The organism is Novosphingobium resinovorum (assembly GCF_001742225.1).
In the GTDB taxonomy this organism is placed as follows: Bacteria; Pseudomonadota; Alphaproteobacteria; order Sphingomonadales; family Sphingomonadaceae; genus Novosphingobium; species Novosphingobium resinovorum_A.
Window position 1 is genome coordinate 152146 of the sequence record NZ_CP017076.1, and the last position, 23973, is coordinate 176118.

The window sequence follows — 23973 nt, forward strand, 5'->3', positions numbered from 1 at the left end:
GCCATTGTCTGCGTCCGCTACCACTGTACTGCGCCGGAGGACGGCGCGGATGGCGATACGGCCGAGCGATTCCAAGAACCGCCTCCAAACCAGTTAATCACTTTATCATCTCGAAGGGAAGTGCCCTGTCATTCACGGCGACAGGAATGTGAGTCGGAGCCTTCCAGGGCAAAGCGCATAGTCCTCCGCCGAGGATGGCGCCGACGATCCCGAGCCAGGCGGCCAGCAGCAGCGCGAAAGGCCGGTGGCGCCATTCCAGATGCATGAAGCGGTTCAGGATCAACGACGCCTTGACCAGCGCGATCGCGACGGCGGCCAGGCCAACAACAAGGGAAGCAGCTTCCGTTTCGACGAGCAGGAAGCTGCCCACAGACAGCGCGGCGAGAGCGAGCAGGGTGGCGGTACTGCCGAAGCGGGCGCTCATGACGTGCCTCCCGCAAGGTAGAGCATGGGAAACAGCACCATCCACAGCAGGTCGACCATGTGCCAGTAGGCGGCGGCGCTCTCCAGCCAGACCAGCGTTTTCGTGCCCTCGGGCTTGGTGAGCTTGCCTGCGGTGACCGCGAGCACGCCGATCCCGAGCACGAAGTGCAGGAAGTGGATGCCGGTGAAGGCGAAGTAATAGCCGAAGAACTCGCTGGAGGTCAGCGTGATGCCGGCAGAGACCTTGGCGTAGTATTCGTAGCCCTTGGTCAGGGCGAAAGCGGAGCCGAACAGCATCGCCGCCAGCACCCGCGTGCGGGCGTGCCGCCAGTCGCCCTCGCGCCCGGCCTCGACGGCGCGGACCATCCACCAGCCGCTGAAGACGAGGATCAGCGTGTTCGTCAGCCCCAGCACCGGGTCGAGCGCCGCGCGTGAGGCGCGATAGCCTTCCGGGTCCTGGAACTGCCCAACCATGAACAGCAGGAAGAACACCGCGAACATCGCCATGTCTGCCGTGATGAAGAAGAACACGCCCGGATCGCCGGGCAGCGTCCGGTCGCGTTCGCGCAGGTTGCCCGCGCCTGGCTGGCCATGCACGGTCAGGGCGCTTCTTCTCGGACCAGACGGTCGATCGCCTTGAACAGATAGACCGATATGATCGCCATGAAGAGGAAGAAGATTGAGAACTCGAGCCAGTAATTGACGGTGCCGCTGCGCGAGAACGGGCCGGTTTTGAAGAACGGATTGAGCGCCTCGATCACGAACATCACGCCCACCCAGATGCTGAACCAGCTGACCCAGGCCGGGAACAGCGGCACCTGGCGCCGGTCCGAAAGGAAGCACACGCCCAGCGCCACCATCTGCAGGGTGGTGAGTGAATAGGCGAGGTCGAAGATCATCCAGCCCAGATCGAACAGGATCTGCAGCGTGCCGGGCTCCAGCGTGTCGGCGCGGAAGGTGGCGGTCAGCCAGATGCCGCAGGGAATGACGAAGATCAGGGTCGTGAACCCGGCGCCCCACAACTGCAGGGTGGAGAGCACGTTGTTGTGCCGCTCGACTTTCTCCATGACCTTGGTGATCGCCAGTCCCCACACGAAGTAGAGGACGGAGCAGGCGATCGTCACGGTCATGCCGACGCGGATCTGGTCCGCCACCGGGGCGAACTGCGCCTTGAACTCGGCGGCGGAAAGCCCGGCGGAGTAGGGCGGAATGTTGCGCCCCAGAATGCCCCAGAAGATGATGGTGACGATCAGGAGGATCGGGCCTCCCCATGCGCATATCCGGACGTACTTGTAGGGGGTCTCCACGGCACTCTCCCAGTTTTCTTGTTGTCGTAAGGTCATGAAAAAGGGGCAGGACCATCGGCCCCGCCCCGGTCACCGTCAGAAGCGCATCGTCGCCTCGATGCCGTACGTGCGTGGCAGGCCGCGCACGCGGTAGCCGTTGCCGAACAGGTTTTCGAGCGAGATGCCGTAAGGGTAATAGACCTTGTTGGTCAGGTTCTTGCCCCAGACCGAGATCGTGTAGCGCGGCGTATCGTAGGAGATGCGCCCGTTCAGCAGCCAGTAGTCGCCGTTGCCCTCGCCGAACTTGCCGCTGGCGACGCTCGGGAGCGGGCCGCGGCTATAGTCCTTGAACGAGTCGAAGTAATACCGGCCGGTGTAAGAGGCATCGCCGTGCAGCTTGATGGTGCCGCCGCCCAGCTCCACCGCGTCCCAGTCGAACCCGAAGTTGAGCGAGGACTTGGCGGCATAAGGGAAGGGATTGCCCCCGACGCTGACATTGCCGCCCGAGGTCTGGACGCACGAGCCGTCCTGCGCGGGAAATTGCCCGGACAAATCCTTGGCGGCGCAGGCGGCCTGATCGTAGCCCTTGTACTTGCTGTCGAGGATGCCGACGGACGCGGTCAGCGTCAGGCGGTCGGTGGCGGCGAACTGGATGTCCGCCTCGAAGCCCTTGAGGGTGCCGTCGAGCGCAATGAGGTTGGCGGTGGCGGTATTATCCACCACCTGACCCTGCTGCCCCTTGTAATCGTAGTAGAAGAACGCGCCGTTGACCTGCACCCGGTTGTTGAGGAAGCGCGACTTGAAGCCGATCTCGTAGGCATTCACCTGCTCGGGCCGCACGAAGTAGACCTGATTGGCGCTGCCGTAGGCGAGGCCGTTGAAGGTACCCGCCCGGTAGCCGCGGCTGAAGCTGGCATAAAGCATCACGTCGTCGATCGGCTTCCAGTCGAGGATCGCCCGGCCGGTGAACTTCTTGGATTTGCCGCTGCGCTCAAGCCCGCCGGGCATCGGCACGCCGAGGTCGCGGTAGGACGGGATGACGATGTTGCCGGCTTCGTCGCGCACCGGCTCGATGAAGTAGGTGTTGCCCAGCGCCGGATCGTTGAAGTCCGACACGGTGATCATCCGCGCATTGCCGGCATCGTCGTAATAGGTCGTGATGCCGTCCATGAAGCGTGTCTTGTCGATCGTGTAACGCAGGCCCGCCGTCAGCTTCAGGGTCGGCGTGATCTCGTAGCTGCCCTCGCCGTAGAGGGCCCAACTGGTGCGCTTCTGCTTGGAATGGTTCGTCGCGCGGATGCCGGTGGGCAGGGAGCCAGCCGAAAGCGCCGTGCCGTTGAAGGCGCCGCCTGGGTTGAAATACGTGTCTGGCAGGCCGACCGCCGCGCGCACGTCGCTCAGGAAGTTGAAGAAGTCCGGCCGGTTGTCCGCCGTGATCGAGTCGCGGCCATATCCGCCGCCCAGGATCAGCTTGAACGCCTGCCGGTCGAGCACGAAGCGCAGATCCTGGTTGAAGGCGTTGAAGTTGGACTGATAGCCGATCGCGCACATGCGCAGCGGCGTGCCGTCGCAGTCGGTGATCGACTGCAGGTAACGCCCGGAATCGTAACCGCTGACCGAAACCAGATCGAGAGAATCGCCCAGTTCCGCCTTGACGGTGAGGACGACGCCTTCCGAGCGGGTCAGCGCCTTGCCGATGGTGTCGGCCTGGATTTCCTTGAGGCCGAGTCCTTCGCCCGACTGGCTGTACGAAGCCGGCAGCAGGCCCGCCGGGGCGAGCGATCCGAACAGGCCGCCGAGCAGGAAATTGGGCGAGGTATAATCGATGACGTCGCTGGTCTTCGACTGCCCGGTCGGCAGCGGCGGCTCGGTGCCGCCGACGGCCTTGGCGTAGTAACCCTTGAGCGTGATATCGAGCGTATCGGTCGGCTTCACCCGCAGCGTGCCGCGGATGCCGTAGCTCTTGGTGCCGCCCGGCGAGCGGTCATTCACCTGGTTCAGCCCCGATGCGCCGCCCGCTGCCGAAGTGTTCAGGCCGGGCGCCAGGCGGTTGCGCAAGTAGGGGTCGGAATCGACGTAAGTTCCGGCGATGCGGATGCCGACCTTGTCCTCCACCGGCGTGACTTCGATCGCGGCCTCGCCGTTGATCCGGTTGTAGTTGCCGTAGCCGATGGTGGCATAGCCGTTGGTGCCGGAGAGCTTGGGCTTGCGGGTTATGAAATTGATCGCGCCGCCGGTGGTGTTGCGGCCGTAAAGCGTGCCCTGCGGGCCGCGCACGACCTCGATCTGCTCGAGATCGTAGAGTTGCTGGCCATGGCTGGACCGGAACGCCTGATAGACCTCGTCGACATAGACGCCGACGGGCGAGGCGGCGTTCGCGTTGAATTCGGTGCCGACGCCGACGCCGCGCAGGGAGAAGTTCGGCTGCTGCGAACCATAGGGCGAGGACACCTGCAGGTTCGGCATCGAGGCATTGAGGTCGGAGGTCTCGAACACACCCTTGGACTGCAGCGTTTCAGACGAGATCGCCGAAACCGCGACCGGCACATCCTGCAGCTTCTCGGAGCGTTTGGTGGCGGTGACGATGATCTCGTGCAGGCCGCCCTGGCTGGCAGTATCCTGGCTTTCCTGTGCGAAGGCAGGCGAGGTGAGTCCGACGGCGAGCGCGCAGATGCTCACGCAGCGAATCGCTTTCATGCTGTTCTCCCATTCCCAGATCACTTTTACGTTTTTTGCGTGACCTTGATACGTAAATTATGTAGCTCGAATCGAATGTCAACAGATTTACGAGTTTGTGCTTTGCAGCATCCGCTGATAGTTGGATCGTAAGCCGGACCACCGAGAATCGGCCGATTTGGGATAGGACCATGTTCAAGAAGCTATTCGGCAAGAAGCCCGAGCCGCAGGTGGAGCTTGTCCCTTCGGGGGCGACCTTCTCGGTCGGTCGGAACAAGACGGTGCTGGAACAGGCGCTCGAAAACGGGCTGGCCTATCCGCACGACTGCACGGTCGGCACTTGCGGCAGTTGCCGGTCGCGGCTGCTGTCGGGGAAGGTCGATGCGATAACGCCCTTCGGCTACACGCTGAGCCGCGAGGAACTGCAAGCCGGCTATATCCTGGCTTGCCAGGCGATCCCCGAATCGGATCTGCGCATCGAGGTCGATCTGCCGGATGCGGAGGAGGCGCCGGTGACGGTCGGCGGCCGAATTGTTTCGGTGCAGGATCTGACGCACGACATCCGCAAGGTGACCTGGCAGGTCGATGCGCCGCTGCGCTTCAAGGCCGGGCAGTACATGAACGTGCGGTGGCCTTCGGGGCCGGGGCACAGGTCCTATTCGTTCTGCCATGCCCCTGCGCCGGAAGGTAGCCGGACGGTGTCCGCATTCGTCCGCCGCGTGCCGGGCGGCGCTTTCACCGAGGCGCTGTTTGCAGGCGAACTGGCGGACACCGAATTCGCCATCGAGGGCGCGCACGGCGGGTTCTGGCTGCGGCCGGGTGAGGGGCCCATCCTGCTGGTCGGCGGCGGCAGCGGTCTGTCGCCGCTGATGAGCCTGCTGGAAGATGCGGCTGCCCGCAACGTGGCGCGCGACGTCGTGCTGTTGTTCGGCGGGCGCGGAGAGCGCGATCTCTACTGCCTTGAAGACATTGCCGCGATCGCGGCGCGCTGGGAGGGCAAGTTCCTGTTTCGGCCGGCCCTGTCCGAAGAGCAGGTCGACGGCGTTCGTCACGGTCTGGTCACGCGGGAGATCGCCGACGCCATCGCCGAACTTGGCGGATCGCAGGATCTGCAGGCCTATATGTGCGGCCCGCCGCCGATGATCGATGCCGCCGTCGCCGAACTGACGGGGCAGGGCGTCGCGCTGGAGGCCATCCACTACGACAAGTTCACCGATGCCAGCTCGGCCGCCGGTGCGCGCGCCTGACACCCCCATACCACAAGAGGATGACCACGATGACGATATCCAAGGACGCCTTCTTCATCGGCAACCAGTGGGTTTCCCCCGCCAGTGACCGCCGCTTCACGCTGGTGAACGCCTCAACCGGAGAGGAATACGGCAGCGCGCCCGAAGCGGTCGAGGCCGACGTTGATGCGGCGGTGGCTGCAGCACGCAAGGCTTTCGAGACTTCGGGTTGGGCGGACGCCAGCCCCGCCGAACGGGCGGCGGTCATGCAGCGCTTCGTTGCCGCCGTCGCGGCGCGGGGAGATGAGATCGCCCGCACCGTCAGTGCGCAGAACGGCATGCCGATCGGTCTCAGCACGCTGCTGGAAGGGCAGTTCGGCGCAGGCGTCGTGCAGTATTACGCGCAGCTTGCCGAAGGGCTCGGCGCGCCCGACGTGCGGCCCTCGCAGATGGGCAAGGAGACGCTGGTGGAGCGTTCCGCCATCGGCGTGGTCGCCGCGATCGTGCCCTGGAACTTCCCGGTGACGCTGGCGCTCAACAAGATCGCTCCGGCCATGGCGGCGGGCTGCACCGTCGTCATCAAGCCTTCACCCGGCACGATCCTCGACAGCTACCTGCTCGCCGAAGCAGCGCTGGAAGCGGGTGTGCCTGCAGGCGTGCTCAACTGGGTCGCGGCCGACCGTGATGTCGGCGCCTACCTCGTCTCGCACCCCGGCATCGGCAAGGTCGCCTTCACCGGCTCGACCGGGGCAGGGCGGGCGATCGCGCGCACCTGCGGCGAACTGCTGCGCCCGGTCACGCTGGAACTGGGCGGCAAGTCCGCCGCGATCCTGCTGGACGACGTCGATGTCGGCGCGTTCCTGCAGGGCGTGCCGATGGCCAGCATGCTCAACAACGGCCAGGCATGCTACAACGGTACCCGCGTGCTGGCGCCGCGTCGCCGCTATGACGAAGTGGTCGGGGCGCTGGCCGAGTTCGCGAACGGACTGGTGGTGGGTGATGCGCTCGATCCTGCGACGCAGGTGGGGCCGATGGCATCGGCCGCACACCGCGACCGGGTGGAAAGCTACATCGGCATCGGCAAGCAGGAAGCGCGCCTCGTCGCGGGTGGCGGTCGTCCGCAGTCGACCAATCAGGGCTGGTTCGTGGAGCCGACCATCTTCGCCGACGTCGACAATGGAGCCCGCATCGCGCAGGAGGAAATCTTCGGCCCGGTGCTTTCGGTGATCCCCTACGACGGCGAGGAAGAAGCCATTCGCATCGCCAATGACAGCGCGTTCGGCCTCGGCGGTTCGGTCTGGAGCGCGGATGGCGATCATGCCACGCAGATCGCTCGCAAGGTAGCCAGCGGAACAGTGGGCGTGAACGGCTATATGCCGTCGCTCGGCGCGCCGTTCGGCGGCATCAAGGCCAGCGGCCTCGGCCGGGAGTTCGGGCCTGAGGCGATCGCGGCCTATCAGAACACCAAGTCCATATACGTCATGGCGTGAAGCCTGCGGGCCGGAGATTTTTTCGGAACCCCTGCGAGAAATCTCCGGCATTTCGAAAGCAGATAATAATAAACATATTGACCGAGTTTTTGTAACGTATTACACTTCGAGGCACAGGGTCGAAAAGGACCCGAACTTGGTGATTGAGGAAGCGGAAGCGTTCGCAAATGTTCGCTCCGCTGTCGAAAAGCGAATTACTGTTTGATTGGCCGTGGCAGGAGTTACGATTGCGAAGTCGTGTTCTGGCGCTAACCTTCACACATTGCCTGCATTCCGAAGGTGCTGCCGGGATTCCGAAATGTTGAGAAAGCTGCCGAAAGACCAGCGCAAGGACCTTATCCTCGACAGCGTCGAGGCGCTGATCCTTTCGACATCCAGCACCGACTTCACGATGCACCAGCTGGCCAAGCATGTCGGGATCAGCCCGACGACGTTCTACAACCTGTTCGGATCGAAAGGGACGGTACTCTACAGCCTTCTGAACCGGTGCCTGGATGCGATCATCAGCGGCCGCGAGGCGGATGTTTCGGAGAAGGACCCGGTCCTCTACGCCATACACACCATGACGTTCGCTGCGGAACTCTTCGTGGAGCGGCCGGGTCTCTATCGCCCGCTCTACAAGTTCCAGCTGGGCGAGCGCGACATGGGTGCGCGGCCGGTCTACCTCGACCGCGCGCTGGACTTCTGGCGTCGCAGTCTCGCGGGACTGGTCGAGCGCGGTTACTTGTCCGACCATCCGAGCGATGGATCGTTTTCGCGTGACGATGTCGCACTGGCATTGCTGACGCACAGTTCCGGCGTGATCGACCTGTGGGTCCAGGAAGATTTGGACGATGCCGAATTCGTGGCCCGCATGACGCACGATGCCGCATTGATCGTCTATGGCATCGTGTCCGACGAAGATCGCAGGACGATAGCTGCGATAGTCCGGCAAGTCCGGCCGAATATCAGGGACTTCTCTTTCCTCAAGTCTTGACCGTGATCTGCCGGTGCCTGGCACCGGATAATAACAGATAGAGATACATGGGAGAATGTATGACCGAAAGGTTCGGCGGGGATTCCCGCGTCGTACAACTGTGCCCGGATCGTGCGCGGAACCGCGCCGCCGACCCGGCCGACCAGGACCCCACGCTCGCGCATATGCTGGATGGTCGGGCGGCGAAGCTGGCGTCATCCGATTATCATCCTGTCGCGATCGACGACATCACCGAGCGGCTCACGCGCCTGTTCGCGCAGAACCTCCATCCGGCTGCGAAGGTAAGCGGCCTGCGCAGGCTGGCGGGGGGCGCGTCCAAGGAGCAGTTCCTTTTCACGCTGGACGCGCCTTGCCTTGAGGGCAGCGAACAGCTCGTGGTCAGGATGGACCCGACTGACGGCGTGCTGGAAACGAGCCGACGGCGCGAGTTCGAGATCCTGGAAGCCATGCAGGGCGTGGTTCCGGTGCCCCGTCCCCGCTTTCTGGATCATGAGGGGACATGGCTCGGCGCTTCCGGGATGATAACCTCGTTCGAGCGTGGCAGCACCAAGCCGCCGCAGGCGGGCGCAGGCGTATCGGGCCTTGGCACCGGCTTCACGCCGCAATGGCGCGAGCGGCTCGGACCGCAGTTCCTCCGGCTGATGGCGGCCATCCATCGCTTCGACTTCCGGGTGGCAGCATTGCAGCACTTCGCCATTCCCGATGCGGACCCGTTCCAGGCCGCGCGCCAGCGTGTCAACTTGTGGGCGCGGGTTTGGCGGGAGGGTGCCTATGCGCCGATCCCGGGCTTTGCGGTCGTCGAATCCTGGCTGCGCAGCAATCTGCCCGCTGCACGGGAGCTGGTTCTCGTCCATGGGGACTTCCGTACCGGTAATTATCTGTTCGACGGCGACAGCGGCGAAATCACCGCGATCCTTGACTGGGAACTCGCCCATGTCGGCGACTATCACGAGGATCTGGCATGGTCGCTGGTCGAAATCTTCGGCGCGCGCGACGAACAGGGGCGCTACTTGTGCTCCAACCTCATGACCGTCGAGGATTTCATCGGCGGCTACGAGCGCGAGACGGGACGCATCGTCGATCGCGACACTCTGCGCTTCTACCGCATCCTGCTGTCGTGGAGCGTGGTGGCGATGGCGAGCAGCGGCCTGACGGCGGCGGCCAACCGGCATAACCACCAGGACATCCTGCTGACCTGGCTGTCGATGGTCACGCACCCTTTGCTCGACGAGATCACGCGTCTGATGCTTGAGGAGAAGGCGGCATGAACCCCGGTTTCGAAGTCCGCCTGTCCAGCATGCGCCGGGCGCTGGCGACGGTCATCATGCCCGCGATCGACCCCGGCAATCCGCTGGCGCAGGAGCAGGCCGGGCTCATGCTCGCGCATATCGGCATGCTGGAGGCGCAGTGGGACAAGCTGGAAGATTACGCCCGCCTGTGCGTGCAGGATCTGATCGAGGTCTCCGGCAGGATCGATGCGGCGGGAGGGCCTGAAACCCTTGCCGCAGCGGCAGGACTGGCGGCCCTCGCCGGAACGCCTCCGGTGCGCGGCGAAGTCGCTTATCGTGCCTTGTCCGAAGCGCTGGAAGGGCTGGTTCGCGCTGTCGATCGGGACGGCGACGCGGACTTTCGCCGCGCGCTCCACCGTGAAGTCCTGCTGCACGCAAACCGTCAGGCCGCCCGGGACCGGTCTTGGTTCGCGGCCTGCGGCTTCGACGTGAACACCGCCGACCTGCCCTCCATCGAGACACTGATCGGGCGCGGCGATGGATAGCAAGCAGCATCCCACGCGCGAGTGGATAGAGGCGCTGCGCCTTCGCTATCCGACGGAACGCACGATCGACGAAGCGCTTACCCGAAAGCTGCAGGCGCGTTCCGGCCCAGCTTACGTGCCTAGTCCGGTCAGCGAGATCGCAACAAGGCTGGAGCGCTTCTTCGCGCACGCCATGCCGGGCGCCCGGGTCTCCCAAGTCGCGCCGCTGGGCGGTGGAGCATCGAAGGAGCAGTTCAGTTTCACGCTGGCACAACCGGACGGAACCGAGGCGCGCCATGTCCTTCGGCGCGAACCGCCCGAATCCGTCGTCGAGACGCACCGCCTGCGCGAATTCCAGATGATGCGGGCGATGGCCGGTACGGTGCCGGTGCCCGATGCGCCCTGGGTGGATGCCGAAGGGCAATGGTTCGACCGTCCGGCGATGATCTCCCGGTTTGTTGAGGGCGTGACCAAGGCGCCGGGCTCGGGCGGCAACGTCACCGGGCTGGGCACCGGGTTCTCTCCCGAACTGCAGGATGCGCTGGGTGGACAGTTCGTCGACCTGCTGGCGCGGATACATCAATTCGACTGGCAGTCGGCCGATCTCGACGCCTTCGATCGGCCGGAAGCAGGCAGTACCGCCGGGGTCCATCAGGTCATCAACTGGTGGGAGCGGATCTGGGAGGAAGACTCGTACGAGCCGATGCCCATCATCCGCTATACCGCGCAGTGGCTGCGTGCCAATGCGCCGCCGATCGAGCGGGTGGTGGTGGTCCACCATGACTTTCGCGCAGGCAACTTCCTGTTCGATCCCGACACCGCGCAAGTGACGGCGGTTCTCGACTGGGAACTGGCCCACCTCGGCGATTACCACGAAGACCTCGCCTGGACGCTGCAGGAAGGTTACGGCTATCGCGATGCGCAAGGGCGCTTCATCGTCTGCGGCCTGATCGAGCAGGCCGAGTTCCTCGACCGCTACGCACGCACCACCGGCTTCCCGGTCGATCCGCGCAAGATCGCGTACTACAGCGTCATGAACACCTGGAAATCGGCGATAATCGTCCTCGCAACCGGCATCCGCTGTGTGATCGGCGGCAAGAGCCATCAGGACATCCTGCTGACATGGCTGGCGGGCTTCGGCCATGTCTGCGTCGATACGCTTCTGCAGCATCTGGAAAGGGCCGAGAATGGTTCCTGACACACCCTTGCGCCTCGCTGCCGTGCAGAAGGCGCTGGAGGATATCGTCGCGCCGGTCCTGCCGCCCGACGCCGATTTCGCGCGTGAGCAACTGGCGCTGATCGTCCGATCGCTGGCGCTGGTGCGCAAGCAGATCCCCCAGGAATACGCATTCCACGTGCACGACGCGCATGCCTTCAGTGCCTTCGGCAGCGAAGTGGCCGCATGCCTGCCCGATGCGCACCCCGCGCGCGGCGAACTCGCGCAGGCCATCGAGGACGTCCGCGCGATCGCCCCGCCGGTGGTGCCTGACCGCACCGCTCTGGAGCAGGCGGTCAGGGCCTTGCGCGGTGCGATCGAGACCGCCGTGCAGCAGGTCGGAGAAGACGCTGCCACCTTGCGCGCGATCGGGCCGGTGGTGCTGGAACACACCCGCAGACAGACGCTGCTCGAACGCGCCTGGGTGGCCGACACCGGCTTCGACCGCGACCCGGCGAGCCTGCCCCTGCCCGAAACCATCCTCTACAGCGCCGGAGAGACGCCGCGATGAAAGCCCATCTCGTTCACGCCCATTCTGAGGGCGATTCCTTCGTCACCGCCATGAAGACCGTCATCGCTTCGCAGCTTGAGGCGGACGGTCACGAAGTCACGATTTCCGACCTCTACGCCAAGCGCTTCAACCCGGTCGCCTCGCCCGCCGACTTCGGCAGCCGCCGCGACGATGAGCGCTTGGTCTATGCGCTGGAGCAGCGCCACGGCTACGAAAGCGGCACGCTGGCGCCCGATATCCTGGAGGAGATCGAGCCGGTTCTGGCCGCCGACCTGCTGGTGTTCACCTTCCCGATCTACTGGTTCGGCGCACCCGCGATCCTGAAGGGCTGGTTCGACCGGGTGATGCTGTCGGGCGTCTGCTATGGCGGAAAGCGCCTCTACGGACGCGGCGGACTGGCCGGAAAGCGCAGTTTCGCGGCCATGAGCCTGGGCGGGCGCGAGAACATGTTCGGCGCGCAAGGCGTGCACGGCGAACTGGTCACGGGCATGATGCGGCATTTCTTCCAGGGCACGCTCGGCTATGTCGGCACCAGCGTGCTGGAGCCCTTCGTCGGTTACAACGTGCCTTATATCGGCGAGCCGGCGCGGGCGGCCCTGCTGGACGATCTGCGCGGCGTCGTGGCACAGATTGATCGCCGTCCGGTGCTCGCCGTGCCGGACCTGAACGCCTTCGACGACAGGCTGGCGCCGCTCGCGAGTGTCGAGGCATGAGCTACGAGACGATGCGCCTCGACGTGCAGGGCGGCATCGCCGCGCTGACGTTCACCAAGGCCGAGACCGGCAATCCCATCAACGGCACGTTCTGCCGCGACCTTTATGACGTGGCGGTCGACCTGTCGGAACGCTGCAACGTTCGCGCCGTGCTGATCCGCGCGGAAGGCAGGGCCTTCGGCTATGGTGGCGACATCGCGGGTTTCCTGCCAAGGCTGGACGAACTGCCGCGCCTGATGAAGCAGTGGACCGGCGATTTCCATACCGGAATTCTGCGGCTGCAGCGGCTCGACGCGCCGATCGTGGTGGCGGTCCACGGCGTCTGCGCGGGCGGCATGGTGGCGCTGGCGGCGGGGGCGGACTTCGTGCTGGCGAGCGACCGGGCGCGGTTTGTCTCGGCCTATTCCGGGATCGGGCTGGCCTGCGACGGCGGTGCTTCGCTCTCGCTCGTGCACCGCATGGGGCGCAGCCATACGCGCCGGTTCCTGATCCTCAACGAGACCTGGGATGCGGCCGCCGCCGCTGAGGCCGGGCTGGTCGACGAAGTGCTGGAAGGCGACGAGGCGCTGGCGGCGCGGGCGCAAGAACTCGCCCACCGGATCGCCGCCGGACCGACCCGCGCCATCGGCGAAATCCGCCGCCTGCTGCGCCTCTCGGGCGAAGTCCCGGCGGAGGCGCAGATGGAGGCCGAAGCACAGGCCATGGCTCGAGCCGCCGCCACTGCCGACGCGCGCGAAGGCATCACCGCCTTCGCTCAGAAACGGCAGCCCGTGTTCACCGGAAAATAGAAAAAGGGAGGGAGTCATGAAGACCCAGGCACAGCGCTTAGCGCAAGAACCGGTGGCCGCGATCGACCGCGATGCGATCGAGCCCCGGCTCCTCGAAATCCTGCTGGCGAAGCAGGAACGTCGCAAGTTGGGGCCTTATATTCCCCGAACCGCGCCCGATATCGCGAAAGGGCTCTCGGTCCTGTTCGCCCGCGAAGGTATCGCCGCGCAGGCACGGGGCGTGCGCCGCATGGGGGGAGGGGCCTCCAAGGAGCAGTTCGTCTTCGATGTCGAGGGCGAGATCGACCCCGCCTTCGCCCGCTGCGTGCTGCGCATGGACCCGCGCGAGGGCATCATCGAGACCTGCCGCCGCCGCGAGGCGCAAGTCCTGCGCGCGGTCGCGGGCGTGGTGCCTGTGCCGCCCGTCCTGACCGAGGACGGCGACGGCGAGACGATGGGCCAGCCGCTGATGGTCACCGGCTTCGTCGGCGGCGTGACCAAGCCCAGCGACAGCGGCGCGGGGCCATCGGGGCTGAAGGCGCGGTTCGGGGAAAGCCTCGGGGCTGCGCTGACCTCGCAGTTCATCGGCTATCTCGCCGCCATTCACGCGGTGGATTATCGCGCGGCGGGGCTCGACGATTTCGCCGTTCCTCGGCCCGAAACCACCGACGCGGCGCTCTGGCAGGTCAATTACTGGACCCGCGTGCGGGCGCTGGAGGAAACCGATTCCCTCCCGCTGCTGACGCTGGCCGAGACCTGGCTCTACGACCATCTGCCCGTCTGCGAGCAGCCGGTCCTGCTCCACGGTGACTACCGCGTCGGCAACTTCCTGTTCGACGAGGAGCGGCAGGAAATCACTGCGCTGCTGGACTGGGAACTCACGCATATCGGCGATTTCCATGAGGATCTCGCCTATAGTTTCGAGCCGCTGTTCGGCCACCGCGATGCCGACGGCGTGTTCCATGTCGGCTCGATGTTCACCACCGAGCACCTGATTTCGCGCTACGAGGCGCTGACCGGGCGCACGGTGAATCCGGCGACGCTCCACTGGTATCGCGTCCTGACGAGCTACAAGCTGATCGCCATGAACCACTGCTCGTCGATCATCGCGGCGCGCGATGGGACCAACCACCAGAACGCGCTGCTGGCTTTCCTCGCATCGTGCACGGCCGGGATGTCGGACACCCTGTGCGAACTGCTTTCGGGAGAAATGGCATGACACCGGACCCGATCATCCGTCTCGCTAGTGTCGTGCAGACGCTGGAGCATGTCGTTGTTCCGGCAGTCGATTCCGGCAATCTGCTGGCCGTCGAGCAGTGCGGCGTGGTGCTCGCGCAGCTGCGCATGCTGGAGCGGCACATGCCGCTGATCGGCGCCTATCACGCGCTGTGCCTGACAGACCTGCTGGGCGTCGTCGCCGCGCTGCCGCCGGTCGAGGGCGGGCCTGCGGCAGTCATGGCGCGGCGCGAACTGGCCGAGGCCTGCGCGCAAGTGGACGATCCCGCCGACCCGCGCCTTGCCTTCCATCGCGTCGGCCGGGCGCTGGAGGGGCTGGTGCGCGCGATGGCGCAGGACGGCGAACCCGCCGTGCGGCGCGCCATAGACGCGGCGGTGCTGGCCTTTTCCATCCGGCAGGCGCGGCGGGCGCGTAGCTGGTTTCAGGATGCGGGCTTCGACCACGATGCGGATTCGCTGCCGACCGTGGAGGCCATGGTCGCGGGCAACTGATTGAAGGGATGGCGAATGATTGCCAGGGAACACGCCGAATTCCAGTTCGGCGCCGATGCATCCTACGACTGGTGCGAGACCAACTTCTTCCCGTTTTCGGTGCCTGAAGCCTGCATTTCCGGGAGCATCTACGTGCTGTCACGGCCGAAGCTGGGCGTGGCGATGGTCGATGTGCTGGTGCAGGACCGCATCGCCCCGGCGTGGGAGGCGCAGGCCTATGTCGACAACCAGCAGCATCTGCCGTGCCCGACCTCGCTGCTCCGGTATGCCTTTCCCAATGGGCTGGCGGTGGAGGCGGTCGATCCGCTTTCGCATTACCGGATACGCTACGAGGGTATCGACGATACCGCATTCGAACTTGATTTTCAGGCACTTATGGCGCCTTTCGACATGAACGACCCGGCGATAGACCCGACGGCGGCGGGCCGCATCGGCGCGGGCTGGGGAGGGGCGGCGTTCTCCGGGCACTACGAGATCACCGGCCGGATCACCGGACGCCTGCGGCTGCGCGGGCGCGAGTATGCGGTCGATTGCGTCGATACGCTGGACCGCAGCTGGGGCCCGCGCAAGGAGCGGGACAACGGCAATGCCACCTGGATTCACGGCTCTTTCGCGGAAAAGCTGACGGTTCACGCCTTCCTCGGCCTCGATCCGGCGGCGCGGTCGGGCTTCGGCCCGCTCATCAGCGGCTATGTGCTGGAGGACGGCGTGGTCAGCGGTCTTGTCTCCGCGCAAGGGGCGGTGGAGCGCCACGCCGGGCTGCCGATGTCCAACCACCTGCAAGTGGAGGATGCGCTGGGGCGGCGGCATGAACTGACGGCGGCGGCGATCAACGGGTGCGTCTGGGCACCGTTCCCCTCGATGGTCTATGCGCAGAGCTTCATGCGCTGGAACTGCGCGGGAATGCTGGGTTTCGGGGTGCAGCAGGACGTGCTGAGCCGCTCTTACCTGACCCGGAACCGGGATGCACTCAACGGCACCTAGAGGTACCACAAGGGTGCCATAGCCATATCTGAAGTGCCTCCCCGTGCGTGCGTAACGCGCGGGGAGGCACTGCGTCACTGGGTCATGAAGATGCCGCCGTCGACGGCGATGTTCTGGCCGTTGATATAGCCGCCGTCCGGACCGGAAAGCCACAGCGCGGCGCCGGCGATGTCGCCCGGTTGCTGCGGCCGGGCGATCGTGCGCATCGAGGCGGCGGTGCCTTCGAAGGCGGCGTGCTGGTCGGCGTTGGCGACTGCGTTGTCCGAGTGGGTGTAGCCCGGCGAGATCGAGTTCACCAGGATCCCGCTCTGCGTCGCGCCGAGTTCGCGCGCCATCGCGCGCGTCATCGCGCCAAGCGCACCCTTGGATGCGACATAGTGCAGCATGAAGGGGATGCCGAGGTTGGCGATGACCGAGGCGATGTTGATGATCCTGCCGCCGCCGGCGGCACGCATCGCGGGCAGCACCGCGCGGGCGCAGAGCCAGGGGCCCATGACGTTGACGTCCATGATGCGGCGCCAGGCGTCGACCTCGATCGCTTCCATCGGGGTGTAATTGAGGCCGGTGAAGATGCCTGCATTGTTGACGAGAATGTCGATGCCGCCGAACCGGTCGGTCACCGCCCGTGCCATCGATTCGGTGCTGGCCTTGTCGGCGACGTCGGTGGCGACGCCAAAGGCATTGGCGCCCAGCGCGGCGGCGGCGTCCTCGGCGCCCTTGATGTCGGCGATCGCGACTTGCGCGCCTTCGGCCAGGAATCGCTCGACGATGGCGCGGCCGATGCCGGTCGCGCCGCCCGTGACGATGGCGGTCTTTCCTTTGAGTATCATGCAGTTCTCTCCCTTGTCGTCCCTGTGGGACGTATCGGCCCTGCGCCTTGCCGGGGAATCGATCCCGCAAGGCGCCGCGCGGCGCAGTCTGGACTGCGTATAAATTTTACGCAATATTGATAAATCAGTTGACGGTCATCATCTGTAATGTAATACATTCCACTACAGCGACGCCGATGGCCCACAGGGGAAATGTCCCCGTGCCGAAACCCGGCATGCTCCGCGTAAGAAATACCAGACACAAAATATAAAAATAAATCCTATGAAATGTAGGAGAGGAACATGTCCAGTATTCGCTACTATGTAGCGGCGCTCGTCCAGCTATGTACATATGTCGGATTCGCGTTGGGAGGATATTGGGTCTGGACGGGCATTGCGTCCCTGCCGGCCCTTGCTCTATTAGACAGCATTCTGCCGGACGATCTTTCCGCGCGCCGGATGAAGCGCGGTTTCGCCGCCGATCTGCCGGTGTGGCTGGCGACATTCCTGGCTCCGGGGCTCTACGTAGCCGCCGCCTTCTGGGTGGTCCGCGCACCCGATGCCACCGCGGGTCAGTACATCGGTGTCATTCTTTCACTCGGCTGGCTTTCGGTGGTGCCGCTGGTGCCGTCCAGCCACGAGCTTTACCACCAGCGCGGCAAGCTGCGACGTTTCGTCGGCCGCTATGCGCAAGTCTGCTACCTCGACTGCACGCGCGAGATCGCGCATGTCGTGGGGCACCATATCCATGTCGCGACCGTGAAGGACGGCGATACCGCGCCGCGCGGCACATCGCTTTACGGCTTCACCGTGCGCGCCGTGCTTTCCAGCACGATCGAGGCGCTGACGACCGAGAGCGACGGCCTTGCCGCACAGGGCAAGGGGCGCTGGTCGATCGGCCACCGGCTCTACAAGGCGCTGCTGGCGCAGGCGATCTTCCAGGCGATCCTCTTCGCGGTCGGCGGGTGGCGCGCCAATGCGGTGGCGCTGGCGGGCATGATTGTCGCGCGCTTCTGGATCGAGAGCTTCAACTACTTCCAGCACTACGGCCTCGTCCGGCTGGAGGAAGGCCCGATCGCGCGGCGCCATGTGTGGAACCACTTGCGCCCGCTCTCGCGCCTGATCGGCTTCGAGATCACCAACCATGCCGATCACCACACCAACAGCTTCGCCGCCTATCACGAACTGGTGCCGGACCGTCAGTGGATCCGCATGCCGAGCGTGTTCGTGTGCTTCTTCTCGGCCCTGATCCCGCCCCTGTGGCACAATCTCATCATCAAGCCCGCGCTGCGCCGCTGGGACAACGAACTGGCCAGCCCCGAAGAACGCGAACTGGCCCGCGAACAGAACCGCCGCGCCGGCTGGCCCGACTGGTTCGAACCGAGCGCCGACCGCAGCGGCCCCGCGCTCACCGCCTAATCCTCCCCCCGAAGATGCTTTTGAAGACCAAGTAAAAATAAAACCAGAACAAAGTATTGGGAGAACATCATGAACAGAGCATTCGCGTGCAACGGGCGTTTCGCCCGGCTTCTTCTTGCGTCCAGCGCCCTTGCGCCGATGCCGGGCTGGGCGCAAACAGCCGGATCTCAGGCTGCCGAGCCGCAGGCCACGGAAACCGCGCCGCCGACGTCTTCCGGCATCGCCGAGATCATCGTGACGGCGCAGAAGCGCTCGCAGTCGATCAACGAAGTGCCGCTGTCTATCACCGCGGCCTCGGGCGAGCAGCTTCTTCAGGCGGGGATTTCCAGCACCGCCGACCTCGCCAAGATCGTGCCGGGCCTGACCGCGCAGCCGTCGCCGTTCAACACCCCGATCTACACCTTGCGCGGCATCGGCTTCGTCGAGTTCTCGCTCGCCACGCCGCCGACCGTGGCGGTCTATACCGACGAAGTGCCGCTGCCGTTCAGCGCCATGACCAAGGCCGCCGCGCTCGACGTGGCGCGGGTCGAGGTGCTCAAGGGCCCGCAGGGCACGCTGTTCGGCCAGAACACCACCGGCGGCGCGATCAACTTCGTGGCCGCCAAGCCGACGCAGGATTTCCAGGCGGGCGCCGATCTCAGCTATTCGCGCTTCGACACGATCGATGCGCAGGGCTTCGTCAGCGGGCCGATCACGCCCAACCTGCTGGCGCGCTTCTCGGCCCGCGCCATCCGCAGCGGGCCGTGGCAGAAGAGCAGCAGCACCGGTGATGAACTGGGCAACCGGCGCGAGACGCAGGCCCGCCTGCTGCTCGACTGGCAGCCGACCGATACGCTGAAGGTGGCGCTCAACGTCAACGGCTGGCTCGACAAGTCGGACTCGCAGGCGCCGCAGCGCACCGAGACTTTCATCAGCGCGCCCGGCAATCCCAACGAGGCGCCGATCCGCGCCCTGCCGCCGCAGCCGCTGACCTCGCGCTCGGCCGACTGGACCACCGACCTGTTCCCGCTCAAGCACGACGACCGCTTCGTGCAGGCGAGCCTGCGCGTCGATTACGACCTGAGCGATACGGTCACGCTCACCTCGATCTCGGCCTACAATCACTATCGGACCGAGTCCTTCCAGGACTACGACGCCACACCGCTGCAGATCGCCGACATCCTGACCGACGGCAAGGTCACCTCGCTGTCGCAGGAACTGCGCCTGACCGGCACGAGTGCGGGGCTGCGCTGGATCGTCGGCGCCAATTACCAGCGCGACAAGACGCGCGATCACGCGACCTATTACGCCACCGATGCGACGACGCACTACGTCGGGCCGATGGAAGGCGGCAACGTCTCTCCGGTCAACGATTCCCTCATCAAGACGGCGGCGCTTTTCGCCAATGTCGAGTACGAGGTGATCCCGAACCTGACGGTGCAGGCGGGCCTGCGCTATACCGACAGCCGCCGCGACAACGCCAGCTGCGCGCTCGTCGGGCCGGGGCCGGGCGGCAACGAGAGCTTCGCGCCGATCTTCGAATTCCTGCAGACGCTGATCCGCCCGGGCCAGCCGGTGGTGCCGATCGCCGAGGGGCAGTGCTATTCGCTGACCGCCGAGGGCTTTCCGCTCATCACCCCGCTCAAGGCCAAGCTGAACGAGGACAACCTGTCGTGGCGGGCGGGCGTCAATTACAAGACCGGCAATCGCGGGCTGATCTATGCCACCGTCAGCCGGGGCTACAAGGCGGGCAGCTTCCCCACCGTCGCGCCCGCCACCGCCAAGGAACTGGCGCCGGTCGCGCAGGAATCGATCACCGCATACGAAGTGGGCTTCAAGCAGCCGCTGTTCGACCATGCGGTGCAGCTGAACGGCGCGGTGTTCTACTATGATTACAAGGACAAGCAGCTGCGCGGGCGTATTCTCGACCAGATCTTCGGGCCGCTCGATGCGCTGGTGCAGGTGCCCAAGTCGCGGGTGAAGGGCGCCGAACTCGAAGTGGTGATCCAGCCGGCGGACGGCCTGCACCTGAACGTGGCGGGTACCTATCTCGATACCGAGATCACGCGGTTCACCGGCTTCAACCAGTCGGGCGAGCTGGCGGACTTTTCGGGCGCGCGCTTCCCGTTCTCGCCCAAGTGGTCGGTGGTGGCGGATGCGGGGTATGATTTCCCGCTCACGCCATCGATGCAGGGCTTCGTCGGGGCCTCGGCGAACTACAACAGCCGCACCACCGCGAGCATCGGCGACATCCCGCAGCTGGCGATCCGGGCCTATACGCTGGTCGACCTGCGCGCCGGTGTTCATGCGCCGGACGACAGCTGGCGCTTCTCGGTCTGGGGCCGCAACGTCTTCAACAAGTACTACTGGACCAGCGCGTTCCAGACCCAGGACGTCTACGTCCGCTACACCGGCCGCCCCGCGACCTACGGCGCCACCTTCAGCTACCGTTTTTAAGGAGAGCAACGCATGATTACCGATGCGGACACCCGCCTGCACCTTCCCGACGTCAGCCGCGCCGACTGGGCCGAGACCGGATACTTCAACTTCTACATTCCCGAAGCCAACATCTTCGGCTTCATCTACATCGTCCACCGCGCCGGAGTGGGCGCGACGGTGAGCGACATCGAGATCATCGACCGCGCAGGGTTCAGCGCTGACGATGCGGTCTACATCGACCTCATCAACCACAACCCGCTGGTGGACAGGGCCGAGGATTTCCGGCTGGAAACCGGCCTGTCGTTCAAGGCCACCTCGATCCGCGACTACGTGCTCGACTACGATGCGGGCGGCGTGAAGCTGCACATCGAAGCCAGTGCGCTGATGGAGCCTTACGACATCCATGACCCCGCAATGGACCCGATGGCCGTCGCGGACGCGGCGGCGGCGGTGGCGAACTCGGGCTTCGGGACGGCCTATTCGGCGCACTTCGACATGACGGTGCGGATGAAGGGCTCGCTCTCGCTGGGCGGGCGGACCCATGCGATCGACTGCGTCTCGACCATGGACCACAGCTGGGGGCCGCGTCCCGAGAACGGCTTCCATCCGATCCTGTGGGCCAATGCCCATTTCGACGATGGGCTGGCGCTCCACGGCATCTTCTCGGTCGATCGCACCGCGCCGGTGGGGCAGCAGCACGTCTTCAAGCACGGCTATGCGCTGGTGGGCGGCGAAGTGCGCGGGGCCAAGGCGGGCTCGGTCCGCACGCACCGCCCGGGGCTGTTCCCCACGACGATGGAAATGACCATCGTCGATCGCGACGACCGCGAGCATACCGTCTCCGGCTCGGTGCTGGTCCATCACCCCTGGGTGCCTTACGGCAACAACCTCTCGCCGATCACGATGGCGCGCTGGCACCGCAGCGACGGCGCGATCGGCGTGGGCACGTATCTGGAGGGCTTCCCGCTCAACCGCCTGCGCAGCGATCTGGCATGACGCCTGACATCGACCTCAGGATCGCCTCGATGGTGCGCGCCATGGAGGACGTGGTGCGCCCGGCGATCGATCCGCTCAACAGCCTTGCCGCAGAGCAGGCGGCGCTGATCGTCGGGCATCTGCGGCTGCTGGCGATCCAGTGGAACAAGGCGGAAAGCTATGCGCGCACCTGCCTTGCCGATATCGAGGCGACGCTGGAGGGCCTTGCCCCCTCCGGCGGCCCGGCCACCCGCGCCGCCGCTGCCGAGCTGGCCGAGGCGCGCGTGGCGGATGGTCCGGCGGAAGCGCACTACAAGGCGTTGATGCGCGCGACCGACAGCCTCGTGCGCGCCGCCGCGCGCGATGGCGAACCCGCCTTCCGCGAGGCGCTGCACCGCGGCGTCCTCGCCTTCAGCACGCGGCAGTCGCTGCGCGATCGTTCGTGGTTCGCCGCCAGCGGTTTCGATCTCAACCCCGCCGAACTGCACAGCATCGCGGACCTGACCATGGAGACCGCCCGGTGATCCTGACCGCCGAAACCACCGATACCTGCGTGGCCATCGAACCTCGCATCTTCGCCATCCTCGAGGAGAAGAAGGCCCGCCGCCTCACCGGTCCCTATATCCCGCGCAGCATCGCGCAAGTCACCGCCTCGCTCGAAAGCCTGTATGGCCCCGGCAGCATCTCGGGCCTGCGGCGCATGGCGGGCGGGGCTTCCAAGGAGCAGTTCGTGTTCGACCACGGCGGCGAGCGCCTCGTCCTGCGCATGGACCCGCTGGAGGGCCTCATCGAGACATGCCGCCGCCGCGAGGATCAGGTGCTGCGTGCGATGCATGGCGTCGTGCCGGTGCCCGAGGTGCGCCATGCCGATATCGACGGCGCCACCTTCGGCCTGCCCGCGCTGGTCACGACGTTCGTGCCCGGCGTCGCCAAGCCACCGCAGGCCGCCGCGTCGGTTTCGGGTCTGCGCACCGACTTCGACGCGCACTGGATCGCGCTGCTGGCACCCGCCTTCATCGACAACCTCGTGTGCATCCACGGCTTCGACTATCGCGCCGCCGCCCTGCCGGACTTCGCGATGCCAGGCGGTGCCCCGCACGAAATGGCGCTTCGGCAGGTCAACTGGTGGGCCAAGGTCTGGGCCGACGACGTCGTCGATGCCTTCCCGATCATGGCGCTGGCCGAATGCTGGCTGCGCGAGAACCTGCCCGCCTGCACCGACCCGGTGCTGGTCCACGGAGACTACCGCACCGGCAATTACCTGTTCGACCCTGCGGGCGGCGCAGTCACCGCGATCCTCGACTGGGAATTGGCGCACGTCGGCGACTTCCACGAGGATCTGGCGTGGAACCTCCAGCCGATCTTCGCCAACCGCGGCGCCGATGGCGAGACGATGATATCGGGCCTGTTCCGGCGCGACGAATTCCTGTCCTCCTACGAGAAGGCCTCGGGCCGCACCGTCGATCCGGCCGCGCTGTTCTTCTACGACGTGCTCGCCGCGTGGAAATGCGCGGTGATCGATCTCTCCAGCTGCCTTACCGCAGCGCGCGACGGCAACAACCATCAGGACGCGCTGCTCAGTTGGCTGGCGACCTCCGCCCATGTGGTGCTGAGCCACCTGACCGCACTGCTGGAGAAGGGGCGGCACTGACAGGGAATCGTAAATCCATGTACCATTTCGTTGACCCCGAGGCGCCGAAGCTGCCAGAAGGCCCCTCGAAATCCAGCAACGGGATTCTTGCGTGATGACATCGAACAGCCAGCCGGCCACCGGCACCCCCCCGGTTCTTCAGGGCGCGTTTCCGGCGGGCTCGCCCGTCCACAACCTGCGTGACTTCGGCGGTTATGCCACCGCCTCTGGCGCCCGGCTCAAGCCCGGGCGCCTGCTGCGTTCGGGCCAGCTCGAAGCGGCGGGGGCGGGGTTCGAGGGCATCCTGTCCGCGCTCGGCGTGGCAACGATCATCGACTTGCGCGCCGGTTCGGAGTGCACGCTCGAAAGGGGCGGGGCCTTCGACGGCTATGCCGGCGCGATCCGCCGGGCGACCGCCCATGACGAGACGATCCCCCACGCCGTCGCCGCATTCCTGAAGATGACGACGATCGAGGAAGTGGTCGCGCACATGACGCGGATCTACCGCATCCTGCCCGACAGTCCGCGCTTTCGCGAATCCATGGGCCATCTGGTGACCGCGCTGGACCAGGACGACGGCGCCACCCTGATCCACTGTTTCGCCGGAAAGGACCGCACCGGGCTGGCGGTCGCGCTGGTGCAAATCGCGCTCGGTGTCCACCGCGACGACGTGTTCCACGACTACCTGCTGACCAACGCCATGGGACCGGAGCGCATCGAGTCCGGGCTCGACGCGCTGCTCGGCAAGGATCGTGCTCGCGGTTCGCAATGGGTGCTGGAAGAAGCCATGTCGGTGCGGCCGGAGTATCTGGAAGCCGGCCTCGCCAAGATCGGCGAGATCAGCGCAAGCCCCGCAGCCTACCTTGAGGCGATGGCGGGGCTTCCATCGGGAGCCATGGACCGGATCGGGCAGCGATTGCAGGCCTGATCCGGAGCGGCGAGGCTGCCACTCAAAGGCCACCTCCCTCGTCAT

The 23973-nt window shown here is 65.6% G+C and carries 23 protein-coding genes; 18 read left to right on the forward strand and 5 right to left on the reverse strand.

All coding sequences use genetic code 11. The annotated features are described in order from the left end of the window. Positions 1–97: 97 nt before the first annotated feature. From BES08_RS18415 to BES08_RS18430, 4 genes are all read right to left on the reverse strand, one after another. Positions 98–424 carry a cytochrome C oxidase subunit IV family protein gene (locus BES08_RS18415; protein WP_036525253.1) on the reverse strand — a complete coding sequence of 109 codons (327 nt, stop codon included), beginning with the start codon at positions 422–424 and terminating at the stop codon, positions 98–100. Continuing rightward, positions 421–1020 carry a cytochrome c oxidase subunit 3 gene (locus BES08_RS33685; protein ID WP_051586795.1) on the reverse strand — a complete coding sequence of 200 codons (600 nt, stop codon included), beginning with the start codon at positions 1018–1020 and terminating at the stop codon, positions 421–423. The genes BES08_RS18415 and BES08_RS33685 overlap by 4 nt, the downstream gene beginning before the upstream one ends. A gap of 2 nt (positions 1021–1022) precedes the next feature. Next, entirely contained in the window at positions 1023–1730 is a 708-nt protein-coding gene (locus BES08_RS33690) for a hypothetical protein (protein WP_036525251.1), read from the reverse strand. A 75-nt stretch (positions 1731–1805) separates the two neighbouring features. Further along, the gene (locus tag BES08_RS18430) at positions 1806–4406 is read right to left on the reverse strand and encodes a TonB-dependent receptor (RefSeq protein ID WP_155986218.1); all 2601 of its coding nucleotides are present in this window, start codon (positions 4404–4406) and stop codon (positions 1806–1808) included. Positions 4407–4576: 170 nt separating this feature from the next. On the opposite strand from BES08_RS18430, the gene BES08_RS18435 reads away from it, so the two are divergent. The 12 genes from BES08_RS18435 (at position 4577) to BES08_RS18490 (ending at position 15749) form a co-directional block, all read left to right on the forward strand. Then, entirely contained in the window at positions 4577–5632 is a 1056-nt protein-coding gene (locus BES08_RS18435) for a 2Fe-2S iron-sulfur cluster-binding protein (RefSeq protein ID WP_036525248.1), read from the forward strand. 29 nt (positions 5633–5661) lie between these two features. After that, positions 5662–7101, forward strand: coding sequence for an aldehyde dehydrogenase (locus BES08_RS18440; RefSeq protein ID WP_069709348.1), 1440 nt, complete (start codon positions 5662–5664; stop codon positions 7099–7101). Positions 7102–7399: 298 nt separating this feature from the next. After that, a complete protein-coding gene (locus BES08_RS18445; protein WP_036525245.1) occupies positions 7400–8077 on the forward strand; it encodes a TetR/AcrR family transcriptional regulator in 678 nt (225 codons plus the stop codon). 59 nt (positions 8078–8136) lie between these two features. Then, the gene (locus tag BES08_RS18450) at positions 8137–9345 is read left to right on the forward strand and encodes a phosphotransferase family protein (protein WP_051586794.1); all 1209 of its coding nucleotides are present in this window, start codon (positions 8137–8139) and stop codon (positions 9343–9345) included. Further along, on the forward strand, positions 9342–9851 hold the full coding sequence (locus BES08_RS18455; protein ID WP_036525243.1) for a hypothetical protein: 510 nt from the start codon (positions 9342–9344) through the stop codon (positions 9849–9851). The genes BES08_RS18450 and BES08_RS18455 overlap by 4 nt, the downstream gene beginning before the upstream one ends. After that, positions 9844–11028 carry a phosphotransferase family protein gene (locus tag BES08_RS18460; protein WP_036525242.1) on the forward strand — a complete coding sequence of 395 codons (1185 nt, stop codon included), beginning with the start codon at positions 9844–9846 and terminating at the stop codon, positions 11026–11028. The genes BES08_RS18455 and BES08_RS18460 overlap by 8 nt, the downstream gene beginning before the upstream one ends. Further along, on the forward strand, positions 11018–11557 hold the full coding sequence (locus BES08_RS18465) for a hypothetical protein (RefSeq protein ID WP_155986217.1): 540 nt from the start codon (positions 11018–11020) through the stop codon (positions 11555–11557). Before BES08_RS18460 ends, BES08_RS18465 begins: the two co-directional genes overlap by 11 nt. Further along, a complete protein-coding gene (locus BES08_RS18470) occupies positions 11554–12270 on the forward strand; it encodes an NAD(P)H-dependent oxidoreductase (RefSeq protein ID WP_036525239.1) in 717 nt (238 codons plus the stop codon). The genes BES08_RS18465 and BES08_RS18470 overlap by 4 nt, the downstream gene beginning before the upstream one ends. After that, the gene (locus BES08_RS18475; protein WP_036525237.1) at positions 12267–13058 is read left to right on the forward strand and encodes an enoyl-CoA hydratase/isomerase family protein; all 792 of its coding nucleotides are present in this window, start codon (positions 12267–12269) and stop codon (positions 13056–13058) included. The genes BES08_RS18470 and BES08_RS18475 overlap by 4 nt, the downstream gene beginning before the upstream one ends. 16 nt (positions 13059–13074) lie before the next feature. Then, a complete protein-coding gene (locus BES08_RS18480; protein WP_051586793.1) occupies positions 13075–14256 on the forward strand; it encodes a phosphotransferase family protein in 1182 nt (393 codons plus the stop codon). Beyond that, entirely contained in the window at positions 14253–14765 is a 513-nt protein-coding gene (locus BES08_RS18485) for a hypothetical protein (protein ID WP_069709349.1), read from the forward strand. Before BES08_RS18480 ends, BES08_RS18485 begins: the two co-directional genes overlap by 4 nt. A gap of 15 nt (positions 14766–14780) precedes the next feature. Beyond that, positions 14781–15749 (forward strand): DUF7064 domain-containing protein, encoded by a 969-nt coding sequence (locus BES08_RS18490; RefSeq protein ID WP_051586791.1) that lies wholly within the window; start codon positions 14781–14783, stop codon positions 15747–15749. A 74-nt stretch (positions 15750–15823) separates the two neighbouring features. Here BES08_RS18490 and BES08_RS18495 read toward each other — a convergent pair whose 3' ends face one another. Next, complete coding sequence (locus BES08_RS18495) at positions 15824–16579, reverse strand: SDR family NAD(P)-dependent oxidoreductase (RefSeq protein WP_036525234.1); 756 nt, start codon at positions 16577–16579, stop codon at positions 15824–15826. 282 nt (positions 16580–16861) lie between these two features. Between BES08_RS18495 and BES08_RS18500 the strand changes: the two genes are divergently transcribed. The 6 genes from BES08_RS18500 to BES08_RS18525 all read left to right on the forward strand — a co-directional run bounded on the left by BES08_RS18500 (position 16862) and on the right by BES08_RS18525 (position 23928). Then, positions 16862–17977: an alkane 1-monooxygenase gene (locus BES08_RS18500; RefSeq protein WP_036525232.1), complete on the forward strand. Its 1116-nt coding sequence runs from the start codon at positions 16862–16864 to the stop codon at positions 17975–17977. Positions 17978–18046: 69 nt separating this feature from the next. Then, positions 18047–20413 carry a TonB-dependent receptor gene (locus BES08_RS18505; RefSeq protein WP_051586790.1) on the forward strand — a complete coding sequence of 789 codons (2367 nt, stop codon included), beginning with the start codon at positions 18047–18049 and terminating at the stop codon, positions 20411–20413. A 12-nt stretch (positions 20414–20425) separates the two neighbouring features. Then, positions 20426–21391, forward strand: coding sequence for a DUF7064 domain-containing protein (locus BES08_RS18510; protein WP_036525231.1), 966 nt, complete (start codon positions 20426–20428; stop codon positions 21389–21391). After that, positions 21388–21894 carry a hypothetical protein gene (locus tag BES08_RS18515; protein ID WP_036525230.1) on the forward strand — a complete coding sequence of 169 codons (507 nt, stop codon included), beginning with the start codon at positions 21388–21390 and terminating at the stop codon, positions 21892–21894. Before BES08_RS18510 ends, BES08_RS18515 begins: the two co-directional genes overlap by 4 nt. Further along, entirely contained in the window at positions 21891–23021 is a 1131-nt protein-coding gene (locus tag BES08_RS18520) for a phosphotransferase family protein (RefSeq protein ID WP_051586789.1), read from the forward strand. Before BES08_RS18515 ends, BES08_RS18520 begins: the two co-directional genes overlap by 4 nt. Positions 23022–23115: 94 nt before the next feature. After that, positions 23116–23928: a tyrosine-protein phosphatase gene (locus BES08_RS18525; protein ID WP_036525229.1), complete on the forward strand. Its 813-nt coding sequence runs from the start codon at positions 23116–23118 to the stop codon at positions 23926–23928. The last annotated feature ends 45 nt before the right edge of the window (positions 23929–23973 follow it).

Coding starts and splice junctions, on each gene's coding strand:
- BES08_RS18515 (WP_036525230.1), top strand. CDS start 21,388: ATGACGCCTGACATCGACCTCAGGATCGCCTCGATGGTGCGCGCCATG.
- BES08_RS18505 (WP_051586790.1), top strand. CDS start 18,047: ATGAACAGAGCATTCGCGTGCAACGGGCGTTTCGCCCGGCTTCTTCTT.
- BES08_RS18415 (WP_036525253.1), bottom strand. CDS start 424: ATGAGCGCCCGCTTCGGCAGTACCGCCACCCTGCTCGCTCTCGCCGCG.
- BES08_RS18435 (WP_036525248.1), top strand. CDS start 4,577: ATGTTCAAGAAGCTATTCGGCAAGAAGCCCGAGCCGCAGGTGGAGCTT.
- BES08_RS18465 (WP_155986217.1), top strand. CDS start 11,018: ATGGTTCCTGACACACCCTTGCGCCTCGCTGCCGTGCAGAAGGCGCTG.
- BES08_RS18485 (WP_069709349.1), top strand. CDS start 14,253: ATGACACCGGACCCGATCATCCGTCTCGCTAGTGTCGTGCAGACGCTG.
- BES08_RS18500 (WP_036525232.1), top strand. CDS start 16,862: ATGTCCAGTATTCGCTACTATGTAGCGGCGCTCGTCCAGCTATGTACA.
- BES08_RS18440 (WP_069709348.1), top strand. CDS start 5,662: ATGACGATATCCAAGGACGCCTTCTTCATCGGCAACCAGTGGGTTTCC.
- BES08_RS18450 (WP_051586794.1), top strand. CDS start 8,137: ATGACCGAAAGGTTCGGCGGGGATTCCCGCGTCGTACAACTGTGCCCG.
- BES08_RS18510 (WP_036525231.1), top strand. CDS start 20,426: ATGATTACCGATGCGGACACCCGCCTGCACCTTCCCGACGTCAGCCGC.
- BES08_RS18470 (WP_036525239.1), top strand. CDS start 11,554: ATGAAAGCCCATCTCGTTCACGCCCATTCTGAGGGCGATTCCTTCGTC.
- BES08_RS18445 (WP_036525245.1), top strand. CDS start 7,400: ATGTTGAGAAAGCTGCCGAAAGACCAGCGCAAGGACCTTATCCTCGAC.
- BES08_RS18475 (WP_036525237.1), top strand. CDS start 12,267: ATGAGCTACGAGACGATGCGCCTCGACGTGCAGGGCGGCATCGCCGCG.
- BES08_RS18525 (WP_036525229.1), top strand. CDS start 23,116: ATGACATCGAACAGCCAGCCGGCCACCGGCACCCCCCCGGTTCTTCAG.
- BES08_RS18430 (WP_155986218.1), bottom strand. CDS start 4,406: ATGAAAGCGATTCGCTGCGTGAGCATCTGCGCGCTCGCCGTCGGACTC.
- BES08_RS18455 (WP_036525243.1), top strand. CDS start 9,342: ATGAACCCCGGTTTCGAAGTCCGCCTGTCCAGCATGCGCCGGGCGCTG.
- BES08_RS18490 (WP_051586791.1), top strand. CDS start 14,781: ATGATTGCCAGGGAACACGCCGAATTCCAGTTCGGCGCCGATGCATCC.
- BES08_RS18460 (WP_036525242.1), top strand. CDS start 9,844: ATGGATAGCAAGCAGCATCCCACGCGCGAGTGGATAGAGGCGCTGCGC.
- BES08_RS18480 (WP_051586793.1), top strand. CDS start 13,075: ATGAAGACCCAGGCACAGCGCTTAGCGCAAGAACCGGTGGCCGCGATC.
- BES08_RS18495 (WP_036525234.1), bottom strand. CDS start 16,579: ATGATACTCAAAGGAAAGACCGCCATCGTCACGGGCGGCGCGACCGGC.